The following is a 23,827-nucleotide window of genomic DNA, read 5'->3' on the forward strand; positions in this document are numbered from 1 at the left end:
TACTTTTATTGATAACGCGGCCGGTAACGGTCAGATAAGGAAGGCTTATGCTGCAATATCCTCAGATTGATCCCGTGGCCATTTCTCTGGGGCCAGTACAGATTCACTGGTACGGCCTGATGTACGTAGTCGGGCTGGTCGCCGCCTGGTGGCTGGGGCGTCGTCGTGCCCACCGCCTGGACCTGAATCACGATGATATCGGCGATCTGATCTTTTACGGTGCCATGGGGATCATCCTCGGTGGTCGTCTGGGCTATGCGCTGTTCTACGGGCTCGAGCAACTGCTGGCCAACCCACTGTGGCTCTTCAGAATCTGGGACGGCGGCATGAGCTTTCATGGCGGCCTGGCCGGTGTGTTGCTCGCGGCATGGCTGTTTGCCCGCAAGCACCGCCTGGCCTTCTTTCAGTTGACCGATTTCATCGCCCCGCTAGTGCCGATCGGCCTGGGTGCCGGGCGCCTCGGCAACTTCATCAATCACGAGTTGCCGGGAAGGGTCAGCGATATCCCTTGGGCGATGGTCTTCCCTCCCATGATGGGGCTGGGGCCGGAGCCGCGCCACCCTTCAGCGCTCTACGAGTTCGCCCTGGAAGGGGTAGTACTGTTTGCCGTGCTGTGGTGGTTGTCGCGCCGACCGCGCCAGCGAGGGCTCATCTCGGGGTTGTTCCTGGTGCTTTATGGCACCTTCCGCTTCGGCGTGGAGTTCGTGCGCCTGCCCGACCCCCAACTGGGGTTCATCGCCTTCGGCTGGCTGACCATGGGGCAACTGTTGACCTTACCGATGCTCATTGCGGGGCTGGCCCTGGTCATCTGGTCGAGGCGTCAGCCAGTGGATAGGGCGAAGGCGGCGGCGACCTCATGAACACGGCCTTCGCTTTTCTACTGGTGCTGCTGTTCGTCGCTACACCCGTAGCGGCCCGTGGAGAGTTTCCCGTGGGCGGTGGCAAAGGCTCCACCTTCAGTAACTCGGCTCAACGGGAATTCCTGCCGGCCGATGAAGCCTTCCGGGCTAGCGCCTGGCGAGACGATGAACGGCTCTATGTCGGCTTCCTCAATGCCGAGGACTATTACCTCCATCGCCACCAATTCGCCCTGGACAGCCGCGACGCGGACGTCAGCTTCGGTGAGCTGGCAATTCCCCCCGGCGAACCCATGGTGCACGCGTCTCTGGGGGAGATCGAGGTGTTCTATGACCAGGTGGTATTTAGTGCGCCCATCGAGGCGAGCGATGCCGCTACCGGGCCGCTGGCCATCACGGTGACCTTTCAGGGCTGCTCCGATCGGGGACTTTGCTATCCACCCGAGCAGGTCGAGCTCGACGCGCTTCACGGGTCGCCTCCGGCAGCCTTCGATTCTCCTCCTCGTGGTACTGGGGATAGCGAAAATAGAGCGCCTTGAATGGATCCCACCGGCCTGAGCCTACCGCCATTGGCGGCGGCTTTCGTCTTCGGCCTGCTCGGAGGGGCGCACTGCATCGGCATGTGTGGCGGGATCATGAGTGCCCTGACCTTTGCCGTGCCCCCCAGCATGCGGCAGCCGAGCCGCCTGGCGGGCCTCCTGCTCGGCTACAACCTGGGCCGCATCACCAGCTACATGCTCGCCGGTGCCCTGGTGGCGCTGCTCGGTTCCGTGCTCAACCATGCCCTGGACGGCATCGCCATGGTGCTGCGTATCCTGGCGGCGGTCATGCTGATTCTGATGGCGCTGTATATCGCCAACTGGTGGAAGGGGTTGCTACGTGTCGAAGCCCTGGGTCGCTCGCTGTGGCGGCGTATCGAACCGCTTGGTCGAGGCTTGATGCCCGTCGTGAAGGTGCCCCAGGCCTTCGCGCTGGGCTCGATCTGGGGCTGGATGCCCTGCGGGCTGATCTATTCAATGCTGGCCTGGAGTCTGGCCGTGGCCGAGCCGCTACGCGCCGCGACGATGATGGGGGCCTTCGGGCTCGGCACCCTGCCCGTCGTCCTGGCGACCGGTATGGCAGCCCGCCGCGTCTCGCTATGGATTCGCCATCCAGCGACCCGCACGCTGGCGGCGTTGCTGATCATAGCGTTTGCCGTCTGGCAACTCTGGCATCTGCACTCCATGACCGGCATGGACGATATGGCCAGCATGGCGCCGTCGCATCACTGATGGCCAATGCGCGGACCATCCGTGACGATGGCCGGTTGCTCCGATCCCAGCGATTCGATCAGTTGCTTCAGGCTAGGGGCCTCGGGACCATCATCGTGGCCGATGCTATCCAGCCATCGCGCTATCGCCTGAAGTTCTTGAATCCTCATGCAAATGTGGCGCCCTTGTTCAGCCAGCGGCGTGTGCCTATCAACAACCGGAGGGCTGTCTTGGTCCGCCCAGGTCAATATCTGCTTGATTTCTGGGAGGCCGACTCCCAACGAGCGAAGGCAATCAATGAGGCGCAGGCGACCCAGTGCCTCCTCGTCATAGAGTTGATAGCCGTTGCGCGGGTCCCGTTGCGGTCGTAACAACCCCTCACGTGTGTAGTGACGTACCGTTTCCGCAGTGACCCCACCAGCCCGAGCCAGTTCAGTGACTCGCATTGCCTTTTCCTTACCTACTCAGTTTCAGTCAGCCTACAACCGTGAGGCCGCCCAAAGGTCAAGGCCTGGTTATAGCGCTCAATGGGTGGCCGCCCGCATGACGCGGAAACGCCAAAAAATAAGGGCTTGACCTTGAAGTAGGCTTCAAGGATACCTTTCCAAGAAGCAGCGCTGCTGCAGGGTGGAAATCAAAGCCAAGCCGTGCCATCAGCCTTGCTGGTGGAAAGGTGAGTCCCAAGAAGATCGAGGAGAGTGTCATGCGGAAACGTCACACTGCAGTCCTGACTGTCGCTATCATCGCCACCAGTGCCTTCGGGACCGGCTCGCTCCTTGCACAGGAAGATCCGCAGCAGGAGCCAATGGAGGGCAAGGGCATGCATGGGGACATGATGCAAGAAGGTGGCATGATGGGGATGATGAGTGACATGAATACCATGATGGAAAAATGCAATGCCATGATGGATAAAATGCAACAGGGTCATGAAACCGACAGTAACGCCTGACGTGAGATCGCCAGGGGCTGCTCCGCAGAGGAGCAGCCATTTACATTTTAGTGGAGCGAGGGGAGAACAGCATTTGCGTAAATGCATCTATGCTCCATTAGCCATTCTCTGGCTGGTGGCAAGTGCTTCGTCCTTTGCTCATTCCCTTGAAGATGCCGAGGCAGAGTTGCAAGAGCGGGAACGCTACGCCCAGTTTGTCGACCAGCCGGCCCCGACTTTTTCCCTGGCCGGTGTTGAGGGCAACATCGTGGCATCTTCCGACCTGGAAGGTCGCGTCGTGGTGCTCAATTTTATCTACACCCGCTGCCAGGAAGCCTGCCCGGTGCACATGAACCTGATTGCCGAGGTGCAAGAGCGAGTCAACGATACCGGCCTACGAGATGATGTTGAATTTATCACCATCGCTACCGACAGCGAGGACTTTGCCGGCACGCACAACAACATGCGGGCCTACGGTGAAAATTTCGATCTGGACCCCGCCAACTGGCGGTTTCTTTATCGAAGCGAAAATGAGTTTGTCGACACCACACGCCAGGTCGCGGAAGCCTACGGTCTGAAATTCGACGATGTGGCCGAGGGCGTCCAGGCGCATGGCGTTGTGACTCATGTCATCGACCAATCAGGACGGATACGGGCCCGCTTTCATGGGCTCAAATTCGATCCGGAGCACCTAGTTTCCTATGTAAAGGTGTTGGCAGAAGGACCAGAGACATTATCCACCGGTGTGTGGGATCGCATTCGCCATACTGTCGTCAACACCTTCGATTAATGCCGCGAGAGTATAGCCGGCCTCGCTGCCGAACGTTCTCGTGAACTCTATGGAGCCTTAGCGTATGAAACACTGGAAAGCGCTGACCATCGCTTCTCTATTGACCTTCCCCCTGACAGGGTTGGCAGCCGAGACGTCGGCAACCCTCTACAAGAACCCCAACTGTGGCTGTTGCGCCGAATATGCCAAGTATCTCGAACGAAACGGGTTCGAAGTGGAGACAATCGATACTCACGATCTCGCGAAGATGAAAGCCGAACACGATGTTTCCGAGAAACTGCAGGGTTGCCATACCACGCTCATCGACAACTATGTCTTCGAGGGCCACGTACCCGTGGAAAGCGTCACCCAGGTACTCGAAGAGAAACCTTTCATCAAAGGCCTGAGCGTACCCGGAATGCCACTTGGCTCACCGGGGATGTCGGGCGAGAAACAGGGCCCACTGGAGGTTTACACCCTGGCCTTTCAGCCGACCGATACCCCTAAAGTTTACGCCACCCACTGAAGGTGAGCCTTGGTGATGAGACAACTGATCGGGACCAGTTGGGTAGCGGTGGCATTGTGGGGAATGATCACTTCTTTGGCCGTCGCCGAACCACCCAAACGTGTGGGGCCGAATGGGTTTCTTCTCTGGGAAAGCCCACGCGAGGTGTCGGAAATCAGCTTCGAGGCTGGCGACGGTACTCCGCTGACGCTGACCACCTTCGGAGGAAAGCTGATCCTGCTCAACATCTGGGCGACATGGTGTGGCCCTTGCCGCGAGGAAATGCCCACCCTGGATGCCCTCCAGGCTGAATTGGGTGGGACAGATTTCGAGGTCGTCGCACTCTCGATCGATCGCAAAGGCATCGAGGTCGTCAACGAATTCTATCAGGAGGTGGGGATCGAGCATCTCGCTCCCTACGTCGATCCAACCGGCATGGCCAGCGCGAACCTCAGTGCCGTGGGTATTCCCACGACGCTTCTGCTCGACCGCCAGGGCAGGGAGATCGGACGCCTGGTCGGGGAGGCCGAGTGGGATACCCCTGAAATGATCGACTTTCTTGCCGAAACCATAGAAACCACCCAGGAGGACGCGCCATGAGTTGCTGTGACGACAAGCCCCAAAAGGGCCAAGAGAAAGCCGGACTGAAAGGCCTGGTAACAGGCCCACGCCGCTGGATGCTGCTGGGCGCTGTGGCGGTGGCTGGTGGTCTTGCCATGGGCTGGGATCAGTTGGTCCTGCTTGGGCTCGCGCCTCTCTTGGTGAGCCTCTTGCCTTGCCTTGTCATGTGCGGATTAGGACTGTGCATGATGAAATGCAAGGACAAGACAAACAAGTCGACCGACCAGGACGAAGTCACTGATACACAAGCCGGGGTGGAAGCCTCTACCGCGGTACCCACGGAGACGACATCCGCCAATCGCCAAGCGGCGAATCACCAGGTGCCGTCCGAGCGGCCCATATCCAAGCTCCAAGCCTAGCCGCGGGATAGGGGAGGATGCTGGAGCTTGCCAATATCGGCCTGGCGACGGCCTTTCTGGCGGGCCTGATCTCGTTCGCTTCGCCCTGTGTCTTACCGCTCGTGCCTGGCTATCTCTCCTTCGTCGCCGGGCGCTCGCTGGGGCAGATACGGGAAGCGGATCGACGGGAGCGACTCCGGGTGTTAACCCAGTCGATCTGGTTCGTGCTCGGGTTCACCACGATATTCCTGATGCTGGGCGCCAGTGCCACGGCCATCGGGCGTCTGCTGCTGATCTATCGCCAGGAGGCGAACCTGGTCGGCAGTCTCATCGTCATCCTGTTCGGTGCCTTCATGACCGGGCTCATTCCGCTGCACTGGTTACAGCGGGAATGGCGGTTGATCGGCCGCCTCAAGGAAGCGGGCGGGGGGCCTGGTGCGGCCTACCTCCTAGGTGTGGCGTTCGCCTTCGGCTGGACCCCCTGCATCGGCCCGATCCTGGGCGCCATTCTGACCGTCAGCGCCTCGACGGCCAATGCCTCGAGCGGAATGGCGTTGCTCGGCATCTATTCGCTGGGCCTGGGGGTGCCCTTTCTGTTGACGGCGGTGTCGCTCGATCGCTTCCTGCACCACCAGCCATTCCTGCGCCGCTGGGGCCGAGTCATGCATCTGGCGGCCGGGCTGATCATGATCCTGATGGGCATCTTGATGATCACCGGCAAACTGACCGAGCTGTCCTATTGGTTATTGCGCACCTTTCCGGCGCTAGGCAGCATCGGCTAGCCATTATTCGAGGAAATATTGCAATGAACAAAATCACGGGTCGCTTCTGGCGTGCCCTGTCACTGACGAGCTGGGTCATGGCCAGTCTGAGCTTCGTCAGTATGGCCGGGGCCGCCGAGGAGGCATTGCCGTCGCTGAGTTATGACCAAACAGGCGAACGGCTGCTCAAAGTACAGGCCAACCAGCTTTTCGAAAGCACGGATGGCGGGGCGGCCTGGACGATGATTCCCTTGCCCGACGAAGTAGCGGAGGGACGGTTGGTAACGGTATCGGAACCGGCAACAGCCGAACAGGCCCTCTATATCGCCGGCCCCTCGATCGGGGTGCAGCGCAGCACCGATCATGGAGAAACCTGGCAGGAACTCAACGATGGCTTGCCTAACCAGGACGTTACCGCCTTGGACGTGCACCGCCATCAGCCCGAGACACTCTATGTGGTGATTGCCGACGACGGCCTCTACCAGAGTGAGGATGCCGGCACGACCTGGAAGAAGATGGATAGCGGTCCTGCCCAACCCGTTCGCCGGCTCATCCACTCCGATATGGAGGGGAGCATGCAGACTGGCTGGCTCTATGCGGTGTCCGACGATGCGGTTCGCCTGTCGATGGATTGCTTCTGCGGCTGGCGACCGACCGGGGAGCTCGATGCCGGCAGAGTCTATGATCTGGCCTACAAGCTCGACGATCCCGAACACGTCTATGTGGCCACGGAGCAAGGCCTGTGGCGCAGCGACAATGGCGGCCAGGAGTGGCAGCAAGTAAAGGGTGATGGCCCGACGTTCGTCACGCTTACGCTTGCGCCGCAGGGAACGCTCTATGCCCTGGATCGCGAGGGGGAGCTCATGCGCAGCGAAGATCAGGGCCAAACCTGGACACCCCCCGATGCGTAAGCTCTGGATCCTCGTCACAACGTGGCTGCTGATGAGTGCCGCCGGGCAGGCCATGGCGGGGGGTGGCCCCTCTTCGCGCGATACCTCTCGGCTGGAAGAGGGAGAAAGGATCTACCAGCAGTACTGTGCCAGCTGCCACGGCAGCGAGGGCGAGGGCCAGCCGAACTGGGAGCACCAGAATGCCCAGGGCGAATTGCCCGCTCCCCCTCACGGGCCGGAGGGGCATACCTGGAAACACTCCGATGCGATGCTCTACCGGATCATCGCCGAGGGATGGCGCGACCCCTGGAACAAGACCGAGCGACTGACGATGCCGGCCTTCGAGAATGTCCTGACCCCCGCCGAGATCCGCTCCGTGGTGAACTATCTCAAGACGTTATGGACGCCGGAGCAACGACGTCATCAGGCGGAAGAAAGCGAGGGAGCCCCATTTCCGTCGCAGAGTGAGTAGCTGTGGGGCTAGGGAAGCGCTGCGTAAACACCTCCGCAGCTGACGGAGAGTCAACCGCAGGGTAAAACCTGGCTTTCTTGCCACTGTCTGACCAAAGCCAACCGATGAAGCAGATTTCTGTCGCTCAGGCTCAGCAACAGAACAAGAAGAAGGTTCCCCGCAGCGAACGGTGTCTGGGAAGCCTTGAACAGGACATCATGCACGCCCCCAAGGTCAGTAGCGGCATTTTCACCACTACGCTGCTGACATTACTCTCAATACCAGCCCAGAGGTGGTGGACATTTCATCGCACGCACGAAGCCCCCTGCGAGAGCGTCACCTTGAGCTGATTGTGGTAGGTTTGCATTTGCTCTCAGCTAGGACTGTCTCTCTCCTACCAGATGGGGAGTAAGATGGGTAGGAACAAATAAAAAAACTATGCATAAAATAAAACTAACCAACTGTTTTATAAATAAAAAATACATCAAATTACATCTTCAGATTCAGAATATTGAGTGATGGTGTTGGGTGGGCGGTTTCAAACTACAAGCGCAACACTATTGGAGTGTCGGGCACTCGGGCACTGACTTCTGGAGAACCTCCGCGTATACCTCCAGAGGCGTCCTAGCGTTTAATGTCTCTCTAGGCTAGGTGTTGAGTGAGTCTGCGATCTCATCAAGTTCTTCTTGGGTGTAGGTCGATAGGTCTGTTCCCTTAGGAAAATACTGTCGAAGCAGACCATTGGTATTCTCGTTCGACCCGAGTCGCCATGGGCTATGTGGATCGGCGAAGTAAATAGCCGTATCGGTACGCGGGGTCATCTCCGAATGCTTGGCCGTCTCATGCTCTTGGTCGTAGGTCATCGATTGCCGAAGTGAGCGTGGAGCACGATTCACTTTGTTGCCGAAGCCAATCACGGCATTCGTCGCGGTGACACCGTCCATTTTTCCCTGGATGAAGTACCGTGTCACGTGCTCGACCAACATGCCCACGGTTGAGTGCACGCCGCTTGCCGTTCCCGTGCCGAAGGCTCGCAACAAGTCATAGCGATAGCGAACCTATTCGGCCAGGTATTGCACTTGCTTATTGAGACCGCCTTGTTCGTCACTCCAGTGACCTTACGAGTGCTGCGCAAGCCCCCGACATACCCCAATCAGGATATATTTGAGATAGCCAGGGAGAACTATCTTTCACTTAAGAGACCCGTACCTCGCAGGCTCGGCACCTCAACTAGGTTATCCAACAATAATGACGACCCTACCGACGACGACCCCGGAGTTCGATTGCCGGAGCAGCACCGACTGGTTTCCTCTAAGCCAACAGCATCCGACCTTTCGGCTACGCTGGGAGCGCCCGTTAGGCCGCGGCTGGGAGGCTTACCATCGCCTTGCCCCCGGCTGCTGGCTGCGCACCCTCGACCTGGAACAAGCCGACGGCTCCAGCCCGGCCCGCATTTCCGGCGGCTACCTCAGCCTGGCCGCCATGCTAGAAGGACGCACCACTCTGGAAGCACCAGAGGGCGGGGCCTTCGAACTCAACGCCGGCCAAATGATGTGCAACTACAGGCGTGATGACGCCCTCTTCGTCGATCACTGCCCTAGGCCAGGCCGCTACCTGATGGTGGAGCTGAACCTTTCTCCCGACTACCTGCGCCGCTCCCTTACCCATCTCGCTTCCAAGGAATTCGCCTTCCTGGTGCGGCTCGGCAGCAGCAACGGTTGCCTGGTCCTGACATCGGCCCTCCACCGCTGCCTGCGCGATATCCTCCACCCGCCGGTCGGCGAGCCTCTGCTCACCAGCTATCTGCGGGCTAAGAGCGGCGAGTTCCTGTGCCTGTTGCTGGCCTCACATACCCAGCCGGTTCCGACGCCGACACTACTTGCAGGAGACCGGCTGGCCCTGGAAAAGGCACGGCGACTGCTCCTCGACGACCTGGCCCGGCCGCCAGGCTTCGCCGAACTGGGGCGTCGCATCGGCATGAGTGAGCGCCGACTGAAGCAGCGCTTCAAGGAGTACCACGGCCAGACGCTCTCCGACTGCCTGCGCCAAGCACGTCTGCGCGAGGCGCAGCGGCTACTCGACGATGGGGCCCTGACCATCGCTCAGGTCGCCGATGCCCTGGGCTACGAGCATGCGGCCAACTTCGCCACCGCCTTCAAGCGTGATGTCGGCCTGACCCCACGAGCCTACCGGAGACGTCATCGGCTGCCTTGCTAGCCCGAGCCACGTCGCGACCTCTTGTGACAAACGAAACACCGGCGACCCCGACGCAAAGCTTTTGCGCCCCGGCGCAAAAGATCGCCGACAAACTCCCTGATAGCGTGATAGGCGTCCCCCACAATGATAACGAGGACGTCTTGATGAAGACTCATGCCACCCCTGATTTGGCCTCACAATCGCCGCTCCAGGCGACCGCGGGAGTTCCCCCTACCGACCGCTACCTTCGACTCGCCCTCGTCCAGTCCGCCGCAGAATCCCTTGAGGAGTTCGCCACGGGGCTGCGCCAGCGCATGCACTCCCCCAGCGCCGCCGAACTGGTCGTCTACCCCGAGCTTCACCTCTGCTCCTTGGGTATGGAGTCGATGAGCCAGGAGGCTTACTACGCCGCCTATGCGGAGCCCCTCGATGGCCCCCGCGGCCGGCAACTGGCCGAGTTGGCCCGAGAGTTCGGCATCTGGTTGATCCCCGGCACCGTCCTTGAGCGAGCCGACGACGGGCGCGTCTACAACACCGCCGTGGTCTACGATCCACATGGCGAGCTCGTCGCCAGATATCGCAAGATCTTTACCTGGCGCCCCTTTGAACCCATGTGCGTAGGCCGAGAGTTTGTGGTGTTCGACATACCCGGCAAGGGCCGCGTCGGGCTGTCCATCTGCTACGACGCCTGGTACCCGGAGCTTTCCCGGCACCTCGCCTGGATGGGCGCCGAGCTGATCGTCAACCTTGTCCAGACCCCGACCACCGGGCGGATCCCCGAGGTCCCGATCAATGTCGCCAACGCCATCGTCAACCAGGTCTGGGTGGCCAGCGTCAACGGCGCCGCTCCCACCGCCTTCGGCAAGAGCCTGCTGATAGATCCGGAGGGCAATATCCGCATCGAGTCGGGCGGCATGGAGGCGTGCACCCTGCTCGGTATCGTCGACTTCAACCAGGTGTCGGCAGCGCGACGGCTCGGCACCAATGGCGACTCCTGGCCCTGGAATCACTTCCAGGAGGGAGACACTCCTCTGTCGCTGCCCCTCTACAACGGCCATATCGATCCTGCCAGCTGGCGGCCAGCACTCCCCCCCGAGACCCCCGTGTCTCTGCGCCCCACCGACGGGAGGAACGAGCGATGAGCGAACCAAGCGTGCAACTGACCGCGCGACTCTCGCTGGCCTCGGTGGTGGCCTTCGGGATCGCCTATATGGCTCCCAGCCTAGTGATGGTGATCTTCGGCGTAGTCGCCGAGGTCAGCGAGGGCGCGGCCCCGACCGCCTTCCTGTTAGCCACCGGAGGGATGCTCCTCACCGCCCTGAGCTACGCGAAGATGTCTGGCCACTTCCCCGTCTCGGGCTCAGCTTACTTCTATGCCCGCCAGATGCTAGGGGCACCGGCCGGCTTCATGATCGGCTGGAGCGTGCTGCTGGCCTACCTGCTGCTGCCAGCGGCCGCCTGGCTAGTGCAGTCACTGCTACTCAATGCCCAGTTCCCAAGCATCCCGCTCTGGGCATGGATGCTGGTCAACGCCGGCTTGACGACGTTGATCAATGTCATCGGCATCAGGCTGACCGACCGGGTCAACAAGCTCCTGGTGCTGCTGGCCGTCTTCATGGTTCTACTGTTCGCCGCCTACTGCCTGGCCTACCTCGGCTCACGACCGCCGGCTTCCTATACCGCGCCCTTCTGGAACACCGACAGCACCCTTATCGGAGTATCCGCTGCCGCAGCCATCGCCGCCTACAGCTACTTGGGCTTCGATGCGGTAACCACTCTGGCCGAGGAGACCCGGGATGCCAAGCGCAACATCCCCCGCGCCGTGGTACTGGTGATCGCCACCGGCGGCCTGATGTTCACGGCGGTGGCCTACCTGATGCAGTTGGTCCACCCCGGTGGCTTCTTCGATGACCCCGAGGTCATCTCCTACACCATGTCCATCCAAGTGGGTGGCCTGGCTTTCGCCGACTGGACCAACCTCGCCGCCAATATCGGCGGGCTCGGCTCCTGCCTCGCGGTGCAGCTCAGCTCCAGCCGACTGCTCTATTTCATGGGCCGCGACGGCGTGCTGCCGAAGCGTCTCCTCGGCACTCTGCACCCGCGTACCAGGACACCGGTCGGCTGCCTTCTACTGACCGGCGCCATGGGGTTCATCGGCCTCAACCTCTCCGTCGAGACCGCGTTATCCCTGGTCAATTTCGGCATTTTCGTCGGCTTTACCGCCGTAAACCTGTCCGTGATCGCCTACTTTATTCGTCACCACCACGAGCGGCCGCTGGGAATCCTCGGCTATATCCTCTTTCCCGCTCTCGCAGGCGCCATCACCCTGACCCTGATCGCCCAGCTCAGCCCGAGCACGCTCACCGTCGGGTTGTTCTGGCTGGCGGCCGGTGGGCTCCATCTCCTCTGGCTAACACGCGGCTTCCGCCGGCCCACTCCCGAACTGAGTCTCGACGACGGCCAGCCTGTCTAGTCCGCGGACGACCAGGCAGCCCGGGGCCTGGTCATCTTCCCAGACTGCACAAGCCTACCCTTGTCGGGACATATCGATGGCCAGGGGCTTCCCCCTACCATACTCTGGTGGACAGAGCCCTCGCCTGGACCAACAGATGGCAATGTTCTGTTCCAGTACCGTCCGGCACCGGAGATACTGCACGGTGTCATGGAGCAATTCTTTCCTGCCCTCCTGAAAGCTGCACTATGCCTTGTGCAGCTATAACAGACGGCATTTCAGCCGCGGCTACTCTGTCGGGTGCAATGGATCACTGGCTTTCCCTTTCAATTTGCCCAGCCTGTTCGAGTAAGCAGCACTATCTAGCAGCTTCTGATGGTCTGCTCACATTGAGCCAGTACCCAGTCTTCCGGGGAGTAAGAACCACGAAAGAATGCTTGAAAACTAATCTACTGATTTTGTTGGAAATTAACCTTAAAACCAACGCTAAGCTTCAGAATACTGAGTGATGGGCTCAGGCGCCTGTAAAGGGCGCTTCCCTATTAGGCGGACCGTTCTCCCACATCTCGCGATGCCAGAGATCGATATCTCAGACTAACGTCGAGCCAGCAAAGCTTGCCTATGGTGGCAAGTGCGGCGAGTAACGGTTCAGGAAAAGGAACATCCTCGCCCAGTGTGGCAGAATTCACCACACCAGGCTCGAAAACGTGGTTCAACAACCACCATCGACGCATATGGGAGGGGTTTGAAGATGAACGCTAACACCAGAGCCTCGACCTGCTGGATCATCGCCGGGCCTAATGGCGCTGGCAAGACGACATTTGCACTTCATTACCTCCCACAGGTGGCCAAGTGCGCGCGCTTCATCAACGCTGACCTGATTGCCGCCGGGCTTTCACCTCTAGCGCCGGAGCGAGAATTGCTCGCTGCCAGTCGGCTGTTTCTGCGGGAGATCGAAAACGCCATCGATGAGGGCGAGGACTTTGCCTTCGAGACGACGCTCTCGGGACGAGGCTACTTGAGCCTGGTAAAGCGACTGATAGCAGTTGGCTGGCGGGTAGAGCTTGTCTACCTGGCATTGCCCTCGGTGGAGATGTCGCGGCTTCGTGTGGCAGAGCGCGTTTCACATGGTGGCCACAACATCCCGGTGAAGGACATTCAGCGTCGATTCCCGCGTAGTCTGCATAACCTGCTGACACTCTATGCTCCAAACGTAACTCGTGCGCGCTGCTTTATGAACGCCGGAGGAACGCCGGAGCCAGTGTTTGAACAGACCGGCGTACAGCGCCACATACTTAATGACCTTCACTACAACGCCCTCGTCAAGGAGGCACGACCATGACTCAGCCGACACCAGATACCCAAACTATGCTCGAAAGCCTCCGCGACGCAGTCGCCGAAACCTTGGAGCGCAAGCGGCGACTGGGCCAGTACGCGGTGATCTGGCAGGATGGCAAACCCGTGCTGATGGGCGATGATGCGCCGCCTTACCAGGTGGATGACCAGGGTCAGGAGCCGAACTGATGGAAAGGGAGGCGCGCCAAGCAAGACCCGGCAGCTCAGAGCCAAGAGTCGGCCTCAATGAGCCACGGTAATGTCTGCCTGATCAGGCACGCTATCACGATAACTCGCCGCCTTTGACACGGTCGTGGACCGAGACCATCTCAGCAAAGGCACCTACCTTCCAGCCGACTACGATGCACCGAAACGCTCGCTGGCCACGATCCAGTGGCGCGTCTGCTCGCTGATGGTCAGGCCAAATCCCGGCCCCTTGGGCAGGTGCATGCTGCCGTCACGGATCTCGATGCGCTCGTCGAACAGCGGTTCGAACCATTCGAAGTGCTCGACCCAGGTATCACCGCGATACGCCGCCGCCAGCGGCAGGTGGATTTCCATCACGAAGTGCGGCGCCAACTTGAGATTGGCCTGGGCAGCAGCACTTGCCACGTTCAAGAACGGCGAGACTCCGCCAAAACGGGGCGCATCGGGCTGCAGGTAGGTCACCGACTCACGCTCGATCAGTCGCCTCAGCGACTCCTCGCTGGTCAGCATTTCGCCGGTGGCGATGGGGGTGTCGAGCCGGGCATTGAGCCAGGCATGCCCCTCATAGTCATGGGCGTCCAGAGGCTCCTCGATCCAGACCAACCCCAACTCATCGACGGCACGTCCGAAGCGCAGAGCGGTGGTTCTATCCCACTGCTGGTTGGCATCGATCATAATCGGCACGCCGTCGCCCAAATGCTTGCGCAGCGCGACGACCCGCCGAATATCCTCGGCCACGTCGGGTTGGCCGACCTTCATCTTCACCCCGCCGATCCCGTTGGCCAGGGCGCGGTCGGCGTTGGCACAGACCTCCTCTATCTGGGTACCAAAGTATCCCCCCGAGGTGTTGTAGGTGGGCACGGCCTCGCGCTGAGCACCGAGCAGCTTGGCCAAGGGTAGTCCCGCACGCTTGGCCTTCAAGTCCCATAGCGCCGTATCGAAGGCCCCGATGGCCTGCACCGCCACCCCACAGCGACCTACCGACGCTCCCTGCCACGCCAGCTTATGCCACAACCGGGCGATGTCGTTTGGGTCCTCGCCGATCAGAAAAGGGGCCAACTCCTGGGCGTGGGCAAACTGAGCCTTGCCGCCGGCTCGCAACACATAGCCAAAGCCCATGCCGGTGTGCCCGTCCCGCGTGGTGATCTCGGCGAAGGTCAAGGACACTTCCGTCAACGGCTTCTGCACCCCGGTCATCACCTTGGCGTCACTGATGGGACGCTTCAACGGCAACAGCACATGGGACAGCGTGATCTGGGCAATGACATCATGAGGCATGGCGGGTTCTCTCCTTCGAGCGCGGGCAGGCAGGCAACAAAGACGACAATACGTCATACATACTATCTTAAGTAAAGATAGACGGTCGTGAATGCACCTGCATCGCTCGACGCCAGAGCCCTTAGTAAGAGGCCCCCTTAGTTAGAAGCCCCTTAGTCGGAAGTCCCGAGCCAGCTGCTCTGTATGAAAAAACACTCGATCAAAAAGAGCTAGCACCTGCGGTTCTTCCGCCCTTGCCGACCCAATGTCACCGGCCCGTTACCACCTCTGCCAGCGCGCTCAGGCAAGCATCGACCTCCTCAGGCGTGTTGTAGTGGGCCAGCGAGACTCGGGTAACTGAGGGCAGGCCCAAGGGACGAAGGATATTGCCCGAATAGGCGTCGTCCTTGCGCGCGTGGACGCGGATACCGCGCTCGCCAAGCTCGGCGACGATGTCCAGGGCGTCACGCCCTTCCACGCAGAACGACACCGCGCCCTCGCGCCAGGGGCTATCGACCTCGCCGATCAAGGTCACGCCGGGCAGCTCCTTGAGCCCGGTGATGGCGCCGGAGCCGTGGATCAGCCGCTGCATCAGCGCCGCCTCCTGGTCATGCATGGCCTGGCCGGCCGCCAGCAAGCGCGCTCGACGATCCTTCGCCGTGGTGAAGTTCCCGCCCAGCCACTCGAGATACGCCACCATCTCGCTGGCACCCGCCCAGGCAGCAGGGTCGCGGCTACCCAGTTCCCAGGCGTCGTCCGGCTTGCCCGCTAGACGATCATGGTCCATGACGCTCAGGCGCGGAGAGACCCAGGCGTAGCCATCGTTGAAGGGACAAAACACCTTGTACAGCGACACCGCGTAGGCGTCGACGCCATAGGCCGATACCGACAGGGCTCCGTGGGGTGCATGCTGGATTCCATCGACGATGATGTAGCAGTCCGGCGCGATAGACCGGATCGCTGCGGCAATGGCAGCGACGTCCTGGGTCATACCGGTGACCGGACTGGTGTGAAGAATCGTCGCGACGCGGGTATCAGGCTGAACAACGCGGGCATACTCCTCGGCCGTCACTCTGCCTGTATGAGGGTCAAAGGGCACCGTCAGGCGCTGTCTGTCGGTGCGCTTGGCCCACAGAGCGGTGGCGTCAAAGGTCGCGGGGTGTTCCAGTTCGCAGGCGACCATACTGCCACCTGGTGGCGCGGCAGTGGCGGCAGCGCGAATCACCCGAAACAGACACTCGGTGCCGGTCTCACCGCCGAACACGACGCCATCCTCGACGCCCAGCAGGCAGCCCATGGCCTGGCGTCCGTCGTCGATCATGGCCGAGATAGCTCGAGACGCCTCATTGTCGCGATGGTCGTTATCCGGCAAGGCGGCCACTTCCGCCATGCGCGCGACCACCGCCTTGAGGGTCAACGAGCCACCGGCATTCTCGAAAAAGACCCGGGGGCCGGTGTAGGGGCAGTGATCCACGTGATGAAAGCGAGCGCGAACCTGCTCCATCAGCGCGTCGTCGAAGCCACTGACGGCGGTTGTGTGGATGGTGCGGGAATCCTGAGCATGGGTCATGGGCCAGTCCTTGAAAGATCGTGATAGCAAATCAAAGGGTAAGAGAGCGGCGTAGTCGCCATCGCCGCCAGACAGGCACCACCAGCGCCAGCACCACTAATAGACACAGCGCCAGGGACAGAGGGCGGGTAACGAAGGTGGTCAAATCCCACTGTGCTATCTGCATGGCACGCCTGAAATTAACTTCGAGAATCGGGCCTAGAATCAAAGCGATAACTAAAGGTGCTGCCGGGTAGCGCCAGCGTTCCATGAAGTAACCGAGCAGTCCGAAGCCTACGGCCAACCACACATCGAACATTTCGTTGCGCAGGGCATAGCTTCCTACGACGCTGAATAGCAAGATCAAAGGCCCCAGCACACCTCCCGGCACTCGTGTCACGCTGACCATGTACCGACACAGCCAGAGGCCCAGGACAGCGAACAACACATTGGCAAACAATAGAGAGACGATCAGGGTGTAGGTACTCTCGGCGTGCTGAGTGAATAGCGAAGGCCCAGGAATCATGCCGTGAATAGTTAGCCCGCCGACGAAGACCGCGGTGACCGCATTACCCGGGATGCCAAGGGTCAAGGTCGGGATCAAGGTGCCCCCTGTCACCGCATTGTTGGCCGCCTCTGAGGCGGCGACCCCTTCAATTTCACCTTTGCCAAAACGTTCAGGATGAGCCGAGTGACGCCTCGCCTCGTTGTAAGAGATAAAGGCTGCGATGCTGGTGCCCGCCCCAGGCAGGATACCGACGATAGAGCCGATCACTGACGAGCGCCCCAGTGTGCGCAAACACCGGCGGATATCCGCCCAGAGGGGAAAGCTACGCCCAGCAAAGCGCTGAGCGCCTTCAGACAGCACGCCAGACTGGCTTGGAACGGCCAGGTTGAAGGCTTGGGACACCGAGAATAAGCCAATCAATACTGGTAACAACGGCACACCGTCAAACAGCTCGCTCTGGCCAAAAGTGAAGCGCTGTTCGCCGGTGAAGCTGTCCAGCCCAACACAAGCAAGCATCAGCCCCACCGCCGCAGAGAGCACCCCCTTAACCGGACGCTCGGACACCACCCCAACGATGGTGACCAACCCAAAGATCGCCAGCCAAGTGTACTCTTGTGGCCCAAAGGCCAAGGCGATGGTCGATAGTGGTGGGGCTATCGCCAGCAGTACGACGACACTGACCAAGCCGCCAAACAGAGACGCCAACGTAGCCATACCGATAGCCTCGGCGCCACGACCAGCCACCGCCATAGGATAGCCGTCCAACGCTGTGGCAATAGAAGCATCCGTGCCTGGCGTACGCAGCAGTATGGCGGTAACAGAACCACCGTACACCGAGCTGACGTAGACCGCCCCCAGCAAAATCAGCGCAAGCTCTGGCGGCATGCTGAACGTGATAGGGATGCACAGCGCGACCCCCATCGTAGAGGACAGCCCCGGCAAGGCGCCGACTAACATGCCTGCTAGAGTGCCAAGCACCAAAGTCGCCAGCGCCACCGGCGTCATCACATTGGCGAGCGCCGTCACAAGAATGTCCATGGAAGGACTCCCGAAGAGAAAAGTGAGGCCGAGGTATGCCGAGGGCTCAGAGAGTCAGAGAGCCATCACGCCCATTGGCAACGGCACCGACAAAAGCCACACGAAGACGATGTAAAGCGACAGTGTGAAGCACGCCGATAGCAGCGCGGTCGTGCCCCAGCCTAGCCGGGCCAGCGATTTCAGCGTGAACAGCAAAAACAGCGGAACCACCACGAAGGTACCGAGCGGCTCCATCAACACCAGCGTCGCCACCAACGCCGCGCACCACTGAAACAATCGCGCCTTGGCTACCGCCCTCACCGGCGAGGCACCATCGCCCTCGGTTGGGCGACGGCTGGTCAGGCCGAGCCATATCGATGACAGCAGCCCGAGCCAAGCGGTGATCAATACGAAAAGCCCAGCATCAGCCCGCATACTCAAGGCCATCACCATCGCCGCGACAGCCACCGCGCCAGTCAGCAGCGCGACGCGGCGATCGATGTGATTCAGGGTCATGGCTCTATCCAGGGGTTCTTGTCCCAGACGGCTTTCAAACTCTGCTGGCTCGCCTCTAGCGAAGCCGCGTACTCATCGCCATAAAGGGGGTCCAGCGGCATGTTGAGCTTATCGAGCTCTGCCACAAACTCGGGGTTCTCGATTACGCTACGCGATACCTCGATCAAACGCTGATAGACCTCGTCAGGTACCCCTGCCGGCAATGCCAGTCCTCTCGAGGCTGAGGAAATCACCTCATAACCCTGTTCCGCACCGGTTGGCACATCGGTAATGGCGTCCATTCGTTCGCCGGACCACACCGCCAGCCCACGCACGTCTCCTTCGCCAATGTGGCTCGCAGCCTCAGACATATTGCCTTCAAAGGCATCAATATGGCCGCCCAGCAGCGCCGCAGTAGCCTCCGCATTGCCATTGAAGGAGACGAAGTTGAGCTCAATGCCGGCAGTACTGGCAAAGTTCAATGCTGCAAGATGGTCGTCTCCTCCGATGCCTTCGTGGGAGACGGTTACGGAGCGAGGCTCGGCACGAACCGCCTGGACCATTTCATCCAGGGATTGCCAGGGGCTATCGGCGGCCACTGCCAGTACGCCAGGGTCGGTTACTACATTGGCCAGTGGCAGCAGATCGTTCAGCGTATAGCCCACAGTATCAGCACGGGTAAAGGGGTGAGTCTCCACCGAAGGGGAGTTGATGAGGCCAATGGTGTAGCCATCCGGTTCTGAATTGGCCAGGTACACCCAGCCCAGCTCGCCGCCAGCACCAGGCTTATTGACGACGACCATTCGCTGGCCCAGTTCCTCTTCTGCATACTTGGCAAAGATGCGGGCCATGGTATCGGTACTTCCCCCGGCACCGTAGGCCACCACCATCTCAATCGGCTTGCTGGGGTAATCAGCGGCCCAGGCTTGAGAGCCCCAGGCCACGCCTAGCACTGCCAGTGCCGTGCTAGTCGTTGTTGTCAAAAGCCGCATAGTCAGTCTCCCGCTCTAGTGTTGTTAACTTGTTATCTCGCAGGGCCATCTGCTGCCGGATCAACGGAGATGATGCTCACATTCTTCTCCGATGCCACATAGGCTCCAGGTCTTGTGCTGCGGGCGCCTAGCATCACTCGCTGATGACTTCAGCGCTTCCCGAACCCTTCTCAACTATAGAAAGAGACTCTTGTTGAAAAAAAGCGAATAATATTCACACAATTAGTTTCCAAAAATTCATCTAACGCTGGATGAGTGCCCATGCTAACCCTCAAACAGCTTGACACCTTCCTTCAGATCGTGGAGCTGGGCACTTTTGAGCGTGCAGCCCAGCGGTTAAGAACAACACCTTCAACCATCTCCAAGCGCATCGCAGAGCTGGAGGATGCTACCGGCCTCACCCTGTTCGATCGTTCGCGGCGTGGCGCCCAGCTCACCGACCAGGGGGAACGACTTCTCGATCATGCTATTGCTACCATGGAGCACGCCGACCGCATTCTGGCGCTCAAGCGCCAACCGTCTAGACTGCATCGCGTTCGGCTTGGACTGACCGATCTTAGTGCCTTGACCTGGCTCCCGACGTTTCTCGAACGCTTCAATCAAGACCGTCCAGACATCCGCCTAGAAATCTGCATCGACATGAGTCGCACCCTTTTTCAGCAGTTTCAGGACGGAGAGCTGGACATCGTGGTCGTGCCCGCAAGCCAGAACGCCTTTGGCCAGCCAGGGGTAGAATGGCAATTGATCGCCGAAGTGGACATGGCCTTTGTCGCAAAGCGAGGAACGCTTCAGACCCCTACTCCCGTTGCGCTGGCCGACCTGCGTAACTACCCTCTCATCGGTCAGGGAAAACGCTCCGGCTTCGCCCACGAGATAAATCACTGGTTGCATCAACACAGCCTCACCGCTCCCACCCTCACCACCGATAACCTGCTAGCACTGGTGGGACTGGTGAGTGCGGGCCATGGCATCAGTGTGCTGCCCTCCCACTGCGTGATGAGCCTAACCTCCAGTCAACTAGAAATCATCGAGACTCGCCCAGCCCTACCCAGCATTGGTTACTACGCAGTGTTTCATGACGGTCCACGCCATAAACTGCTGAATGCTCTAGCAAAAGCTCTGGCAGAAGCCGCGGATTTCACCCAACCTTTCTTCATCCCCCCTGCATCGACCCCACCCCGGAGCCCGCCATGAACATCGTGATTCCCGATGACTACCAGGATGTCGTTCGCCATCTGTCGGCCTTTGACCGTCTGTCCGGCCACCAGGTCACGCTGTTCAACGACACGTTGACGTCGCTGGATGCCCAGGTTGAGCGCTTTCACCACGCGGAGGCACTGGTGTTGATCCGCGAGCGAACCCGGATCACCCGCGCACTGCTCGAACGCCTGCCGAAGCTCCGGGTCATCAGCCAGACCGGAGGTGGCGTGGCCCATATCGATCTCGAGGCCTGTCGCGAGCATGGTGTAACGGTGCTGGCAGGCCGCGGCTCGCCCACCGCCGCGGCGGAGCTGACCTGGGCGCTGGTGCTGGCCGCCATGCGGCATATTCCCGAGGAAGTCGCCAACCTCAAGGCGGGTCGCTGGCAGCGTACGCTGGGCACCGCCCTGGAAGGCAGAACCCTCGGTATCCTGGGCTACGGCAAGATCGGTGCCCGTGTCGCTCGCTACGGCCAAGCCTTCGACATGAAAGTGCTGGCATGGGGGCGCGAAGGCTCCCGTGAGCGTGCCCGCCAGGCCGGCATCGAGGTCGTCGCCAGCCAACGCGAGCTGTTCGAGCGCAGCGACGTGCTTAGCCTGCACCTGCGCCTGAACGAGGCGACCCGCGGCATCGTCGGTGACGATGACCTGGCGGCGATGAAATCCAGTGCGCTGCTGGTCAATACCAGTCGCGCTGAGCTGATCGCCTCTGGCGCCCTGGAGGCGGCGCTGCGCGCCGGACGCCCCGGCATGGCGGCGGTGGATGTGTTCGAGCAGGAACCGGTGGTCGAAGACCCTCTTCTGCACCTGCCAAATGTGCTGGCAACGCCCCACCTTGGCTATGTGGAAAAAGATGGCTATGAGCTGTACTTTGGCGATGCCTTCAGCAACCTTATCGCCTTTATTGAGGGGCAGAAAATCGACGATCTCGCCGCCCAATAGCCAATCGTTATTTGCCTCGCTATTGAAGACTCTAGGCTGTCACACAGCAGGTGATGACAGGGAGACATTCTTTGGTAGAAGCGGTATGACGTGGCGGCCATGGTCATGGTAGTCTCTGGAAAGAAATAGACCAGCGTCATATGCTGGTTTGTCTTTTTCTTATTCCACTTTTCACCTTGCCTGGACAGGCTTTCCCGCATCTGGGAGCCAGCACCAAGGAGAAAGGGATGGCGAGACGCAGCCATGTCGACAGACGCACCTTCATCCCCACATGAAAAGCCCGAAGCGCTGGCTGAAGAGCTTGTCTATGACCGCATCGTTGATGCGCTGATCGACAAGCGCCTTCGTCCCGGCGAGCGACTCAATGAGGCGAAGCTTGCCACGGCGTTCAACACGCCAAGAAGCCGCGTTCGGCGTGCGCTGAACCGACTGACGGCGGAGCGGCTGGTACGCTTCGAGATGCATCGGGGCGCCTTTGTCTCACTGCCGTCCGTCAAGGAAGCCTACGATATCTTCGAGACGAGGCTGCACATCGAAGCGGCGGTGGCACGCATCGCCTGCGAGCGCATCGATGCCAGCGGCATTGCCACCCTGCGTAAGCATCTGGCCCTGGAGCATCAGGTGTTCGAGGAACGCAAGCCGAGCGTCAACCGCATCTCCGGCGACTTTCATCTGCTGTTGGCGGAGCTGACCGGCAATGAAGAGCTGATCGCCATCGTGCGCCCCATCATTCGTCGCTTCTGTATTATCCAGTCACTCTACGAACGCCCCAGCGGGGTGCTATGCCTGACCCATGAGCACCAGTCCCTGGTCGATATGATCGAGGCCGGCGACGCCGAGGGCGCCGCCCAGTCGATGATGGAACACTGCCGGCATATCTTTTACAGCCTGGAACTGTCCGAGCAGCGACGCGCCGAGGCCAACATCTACGATATCGCCACCGACACCCGCCATCACTGACCAGGCCTGACTAGCCTTGTCAGCGATGGTGGGCGTTTTCGTCGGCGATAGGCCCCTGTCACCAGGCCTCGCTTCTGTCTATTGCGACCGTCTACTACAGCACCGCGTCCAGGGCCTGGATCAACCGGTCCACCTCGTCTTCGGTGTTGTAGTGCACCATCGAGACCCGCACGACACCCTGGATCTCCATCAGTCCGAGGTCCTCGGCCAGCTGACGCGCATAGAAGTCTCCGTAGCGAATACCGACCTTCGCGTCATCGATGCGCCTGACGATATCGTCAGACTGGCTTCCTTCCACAATAAAACTGATCGTCGCGACACGTTTATCGATGTCAGCATCCGCTCTTCCGATGATACGGACGCGCTCTTTCTGATTGAGATAGTCGATCAATTTCTTGCCGATTTTCGCCTCATGTTTCGCGATCCTTTCGAAGGCATCTTCCAGCCTATTGCGCAAGGATACGCCGTCGTATTTAGGGGAAAGCGAGGTCAGATATTCGAGGATTCCTGTAGCACTGTAGGTCAGCTCATAGTTGGGATTTCCCGGCTCCACTTTTCCCGGTATCTGGTCCTTGGTAAAGAAATGATGATAGATGCTGTCCAGCTCCAGCAGGCACTCTTTCTTGACGTAAAGCACGGCGTGATGCGGCCCAAAGACCTTGTAGAGACTGAAGCCGTAGTAGTCGACATCCCAGTCCTGGACATCGATGGCACGGTGGGGCGCGAAGGCCACGCCATCGACGCAGATGCGAGCACCGGCGTCGTGAGCCATGGCGGCGATCTTTTTGATCGGATTGATGGTGCCGAGCAGGTTGGAGACATGGGTCACGCAGACCAGCTTGGTTCGCTCGTTGAGCAGTTCGGCCAGGCTGTCGAGCTCCAGTTCCAGGGTCTCGGGATGGCAGTTCCAGAAGCGCAGCTTGACGCCTCGTGCTTGCAGGCGACGCCAGGGACCGATGTGACTTTCATGGTCGGTATTGGTCACGATGATTTCATCGCCAGGGGCGAACTGGCTCGCCATGGCGTCCGCCAGCAACCGGAACTGAATGGTGGAGCTCGGCCCGAACACCAGCTCTTCCACATGCTGCGCATTGACCAGCGTCGCCACCGCCCGGCGACCGGCGTCGACCTTGGCCTTGGAATGCTGGCTGGGGGCGTAGCTGGCCCCTAGCTGAACATTGTCGCCCAGCAGATAGTCGCTGATGCGATCCACCACGACACGCGGCACCTGAGCACCACCGGCGTTATCCATAAACACCCAGTCACTGGCAAGGGAGGGGAACTGGGCTCTGACGCTTTCCAGATCAAGCGGGGGGGCGGAATGTGATTCGAAAGCCATGGGGAATCC

The 23,827-nt window shown here is 60.2% G+C and carries 25 protein-coding genes and 1 pseudogene; 18 read left to right on the forward strand and 8 right to left on the reverse strand.

Going from position 1 to position 23,827, the window contains the following annotated elements; translation table 11 throughout:
- Nucleotides 1–47 precede the first annotated feature (47 nt).
- Genes lgt through JF545_RS10635 form a run of 3 tightly spaced genes read left to right on the forward strand, consistent with a single transcriptional unit; the run spans nucleotide 48 to nucleotide 2,128 of the window.
- Entirely contained in the window at nucleotides 48–860 is an 813-nt protein-coding gene (gene lgt, locus JF545_RS10625; RefSeq protein ID WP_035414172.1) for a prolipoprotein diacylglyceryl transferase, read from the forward strand.
- A complete protein-coding gene (locus tag JF545_RS10630) occupies nucleotides 857–1,396 on the forward strand; it encodes a protein-disulfide reductase DsbD domain-containing protein (protein WP_035470142.1) in 540 nt (179 codons plus the stop codon). The genes lgt and JF545_RS10630 overlap by 4 nt, the downstream gene beginning before the upstream one ends.
- Nucleotides 1,397–2,128 carry a sulfite exporter TauE/SafE family protein gene (locus JF545_RS10635; RefSeq protein WP_035470139.1) on the forward strand — a complete coding sequence of 244 codons (732 nt, stop codon included), beginning with the start codon at nucleotides 1,397–1,399 and terminating at the stop codon, nucleotides 2,126–2,128.
- Here the strand turns inward: JF545_RS10635 and JF545_RS10640 are convergent.
- Entirely contained in the window at nucleotides 2,122–2,553 is a 432-nt protein-coding gene (locus JF545_RS10640; RefSeq protein ID WP_081919054.1) for a MerR family transcriptional regulator, read from the reverse strand. The two genes, JF545_RS10635 and JF545_RS10640, sit on opposite strands and share 7 nt — an antisense overlap.
- 257 nt (nucleotides 2,554–2,810) lie before the next feature.
- Between JF545_RS10640 and JF545_RS10645 the strand changes: the two genes are divergently transcribed.
- The 7 genes from JF545_RS10645 to JF545_RS10675 all read left to right on the forward strand — a co-directional run bounded on the left by JF545_RS10645 (nucleotide 2,811) and on the right by JF545_RS10675 (nucleotide 7,391).
- Nucleotides 2,811–3,056 carry a hypothetical protein gene (locus JF545_RS10645; protein ID WP_035414167.1) on the forward strand — a complete coding sequence of 82 codons (246 nt, stop codon included), beginning with the start codon at nucleotides 2,811–2,813 and terminating at the stop codon, nucleotides 3,054–3,056.
- 73 nt (nucleotides 3,057–3,129) lie between these two features.
- Nucleotides 3,130–3,825 carry an SCO family protein gene (locus JF545_RS10650; protein ID WP_231498566.1) on the forward strand — a complete coding sequence of 232 codons (696 nt, stop codon included), beginning with the start codon at nucleotides 3,130–3,132 and terminating at the stop codon, nucleotides 3,823–3,825.
- 64 nt (nucleotides 3,826–3,889) lie between these two features.
- Nucleotides 3,890–4,330: a DUF411 domain-containing protein gene (locus JF545_RS10655; protein ID WP_206941958.1), complete on the forward strand. Its 441-nt coding sequence runs from the start codon at nucleotides 3,890–3,892 to the stop codon at nucleotides 4,328–4,330.
- A gap of 15 nt (nucleotides 4,331–4,345) precedes the next feature.
- Nucleotides 4,346–4,909 (forward strand): TlpA family protein disulfide reductase, encoded by a 564-nt coding sequence (locus tag JF545_RS10660; protein WP_071211088.1) that lies wholly within the window; start codon nucleotides 4,346–4,348, stop codon nucleotides 4,907–4,909.
- 397 nt (nucleotides 4,910–5,306) lie between these two features.
- The gene (locus JF545_RS10665) at nucleotides 5,307–6,050 is read left to right on the forward strand and encodes a cytochrome c biogenesis CcdA family protein (RefSeq protein WP_181248616.1); all 744 of its coding nucleotides are present in this window, start codon (nucleotides 5,307–5,309) and stop codon (nucleotides 6,048–6,050) included.
- A 77-nt stretch (nucleotides 6,051–6,127) separates the two neighbouring features.
- Entirely contained in the window at nucleotides 6,128–6,940 is an 813-nt protein-coding gene (locus tag JF545_RS10670) for a WD40/YVTN/BNR-like repeat-containing protein (RefSeq protein ID WP_242520795.1), read from the forward strand.
- Entirely contained in the window at nucleotides 6,933–7,391 is a 459-nt protein-coding gene (locus tag JF545_RS10675; RefSeq protein ID WP_035414159.1) for a c-type cytochrome, read from the forward strand. Before JF545_RS10670 ends, JF545_RS10675 begins: the two co-directional genes overlap by 8 nt.
- A gap of 536 nt (nucleotides 7,392–7,927) precedes the next feature.
- On the opposite strand, the pseudogene JF545_RS10680 reads toward JF545_RS10675, so the two are convergent.
- Nucleotides 7,928–8,368, reverse strand: a pseudogene (locus JF545_RS10680) (IS30 family transposase); the annotation flags it as partial.
- A 250-nt stretch (nucleotides 8,369–8,618) separates the two neighbouring features.
- Here JF545_RS10680 and JF545_RS10685 point away from each other — a divergent pair.
- The 5 genes from JF545_RS10685 to JF545_RS10705 all read left to right on the forward strand — a co-directional run bounded on the left by JF545_RS10685 (nucleotide 8,619) and on the right by JF545_RS10705 (nucleotide 13,542).
- Nucleotides 8,619–9,587, forward strand: coding sequence for a helix-turn-helix domain-containing protein (locus JF545_RS10685; protein ID WP_206941959.1), 969 nt, complete (start codon nucleotides 8,619–8,621; stop codon nucleotides 9,585–9,587).
- 143 nt (nucleotides 9,588–9,730) lie between these two features.
- A complete protein-coding gene (locus tag JF545_RS10690; RefSeq protein ID WP_206941960.1) occupies nucleotides 9,731–10,708 on the forward strand; it encodes a carbon-nitrogen hydrolase family protein in 978 nt (325 codons plus the stop codon).
- Nucleotides 10,705–12,039 carry an APC family permease gene (locus JF545_RS10695; RefSeq protein ID WP_206941961.1) on the forward strand — a complete coding sequence of 445 codons (1,335 nt, stop codon included), beginning with the start codon at nucleotides 10,705–10,707 and terminating at the stop codon, nucleotides 12,037–12,039. The genes JF545_RS10690 and JF545_RS10695 overlap by 4 nt, the downstream gene beginning before the upstream one ends.
- A 730-nt stretch (nucleotides 12,040–12,769) precedes the next feature.
- Nucleotides 12,770–13,360 (forward strand): zeta toxin family protein, encoded by a 591-nt coding sequence (locus JF545_RS10700; protein ID WP_206941962.1) that lies wholly within the window; start codon nucleotides 12,770–12,772, stop codon nucleotides 13,358–13,360.
- Nucleotides 13,357–13,542, forward strand: a complete 186-nt coding sequence (locus JF545_RS10705) for a hypothetical protein (RefSeq protein ID WP_206941963.1) — start codon at nucleotides 13,357–13,359, stop codon at nucleotides 13,540–13,542. The genes JF545_RS10700 and JF545_RS10705 overlap by 4 nt, the downstream gene beginning before the upstream one ends.
- Before the next feature lie 168 nt (nucleotides 13,543–13,710).
- On the opposite strand, the gene JF545_RS10710 is transcribed toward JF545_RS10705, so the two are convergent.
- The 5 genes from JF545_RS10710 to JF545_RS10730 all read right to left on the reverse strand — a co-directional run bounded on the left by JF545_RS10710 (nucleotide 13,711) and on the right by JF545_RS10730 (nucleotide 19,378).
- A complete protein-coding gene (locus JF545_RS10710) occupies nucleotides 13,711–14,838 on the reverse strand; it encodes an L-talarate/galactarate dehydratase (RefSeq protein ID WP_277987382.1) in 1,128 nt (375 codons plus the stop codon).
- Between the two features lie 247 nt (nucleotides 14,839–15,085).
- Nucleotides 15,086–16,387 (reverse strand): aminotransferase class V-fold PLP-dependent enzyme, encoded by a 1,302-nt coding sequence (locus JF545_RS10715; RefSeq protein WP_206941965.1) that lies wholly within the window; start codon nucleotides 16,385–16,387, stop codon nucleotides 15,086–15,088.
- A gap of 31 nt (nucleotides 16,388–16,418) precedes the next feature.
- A complete protein-coding gene (locus JF545_RS10720; RefSeq protein WP_206941966.1) occupies nucleotides 16,419–17,912 on the reverse strand; it encodes a tripartite tricarboxylate transporter permease in 1,494 nt (497 codons plus the stop codon).
- 54 nt (nucleotides 17,913–17,966) lie between these two features.
- On the reverse strand, nucleotides 17,967–18,407 hold the full coding sequence (locus tag JF545_RS10725) for a tripartite tricarboxylate transporter TctB family protein (RefSeq protein WP_206941968.1): 441 nt from the start codon (nucleotides 18,405–18,407) through the stop codon (nucleotides 17,967–17,969).
- A complete protein-coding gene (locus JF545_RS10730) occupies nucleotides 18,404–19,378 on the reverse strand; it encodes a tripartite tricarboxylate transporter substrate binding protein (RefSeq protein ID WP_206941970.1) in 975 nt (324 codons plus the stop codon). Before JF545_RS10730 ends, JF545_RS10725 begins: the two co-directional genes overlap by 4 nt.
- 261 nt (nucleotides 19,379–19,639) lie before the next feature.
- Here JF545_RS10730 and JF545_RS10735 point away from each other — a divergent pair, with 261 nt between their 5' ends.
- The 3 genes from JF545_RS10735 (at nucleotide 19,640) to JF545_RS10745 (ending at nucleotide 22,479) form a co-directional block, all read left to right on the forward strand.
- A complete protein-coding gene (locus JF545_RS10735) occupies nucleotides 19,640–20,572 on the forward strand; it encodes a LysR family transcriptional regulator (protein ID WP_206941972.1) in 933 nt (310 codons plus the stop codon).
- Nucleotides 20,569–21,519: a D-2-hydroxyacid dehydrogenase family protein gene (locus tag JF545_RS10740; RefSeq protein ID WP_206941974.1), complete on the forward strand. Its 951-nt coding sequence runs from the start codon at nucleotides 20,569–20,571 to the stop codon at nucleotides 21,517–21,519. Before JF545_RS10735 ends, JF545_RS10740 begins: the two co-directional genes overlap by 4 nt.
- A 243-nt stretch (nucleotides 21,520–21,762) precedes the next feature.
- The gene (locus JF545_RS10745; RefSeq protein WP_206941976.1) at nucleotides 21,763–22,479 is read left to right on the forward strand and encodes a GntR family transcriptional regulator; all 717 of its coding nucleotides are present in this window, start codon (nucleotides 21,763–21,765) and stop codon (nucleotides 22,477–22,479) included.
- 94 nt (nucleotides 22,480–22,573) lie between these two features.
- Here JF545_RS10745 and JF545_RS10750 read toward each other — a convergent pair whose 3' ends face one another.
- Entirely contained in the window at nucleotides 22,574–23,818 is a 1,245-nt protein-coding gene (locus tag JF545_RS10750) for a cysteine desulfurase-like protein (RefSeq protein ID WP_206941978.1), read from the reverse strand.
- Nucleotides 23,819–23,827: the final 9 nt, after the last annotated feature.

This window comes from Halomonas litopenaei, assembly GCF_017303055.1.
In the GTDB taxonomy this organism is placed as follows: Bacteria; Pseudomonadota; Gammaproteobacteria; order Pseudomonadales; family Halomonadaceae; genus Halomonas; species Halomonas litopenaei_A.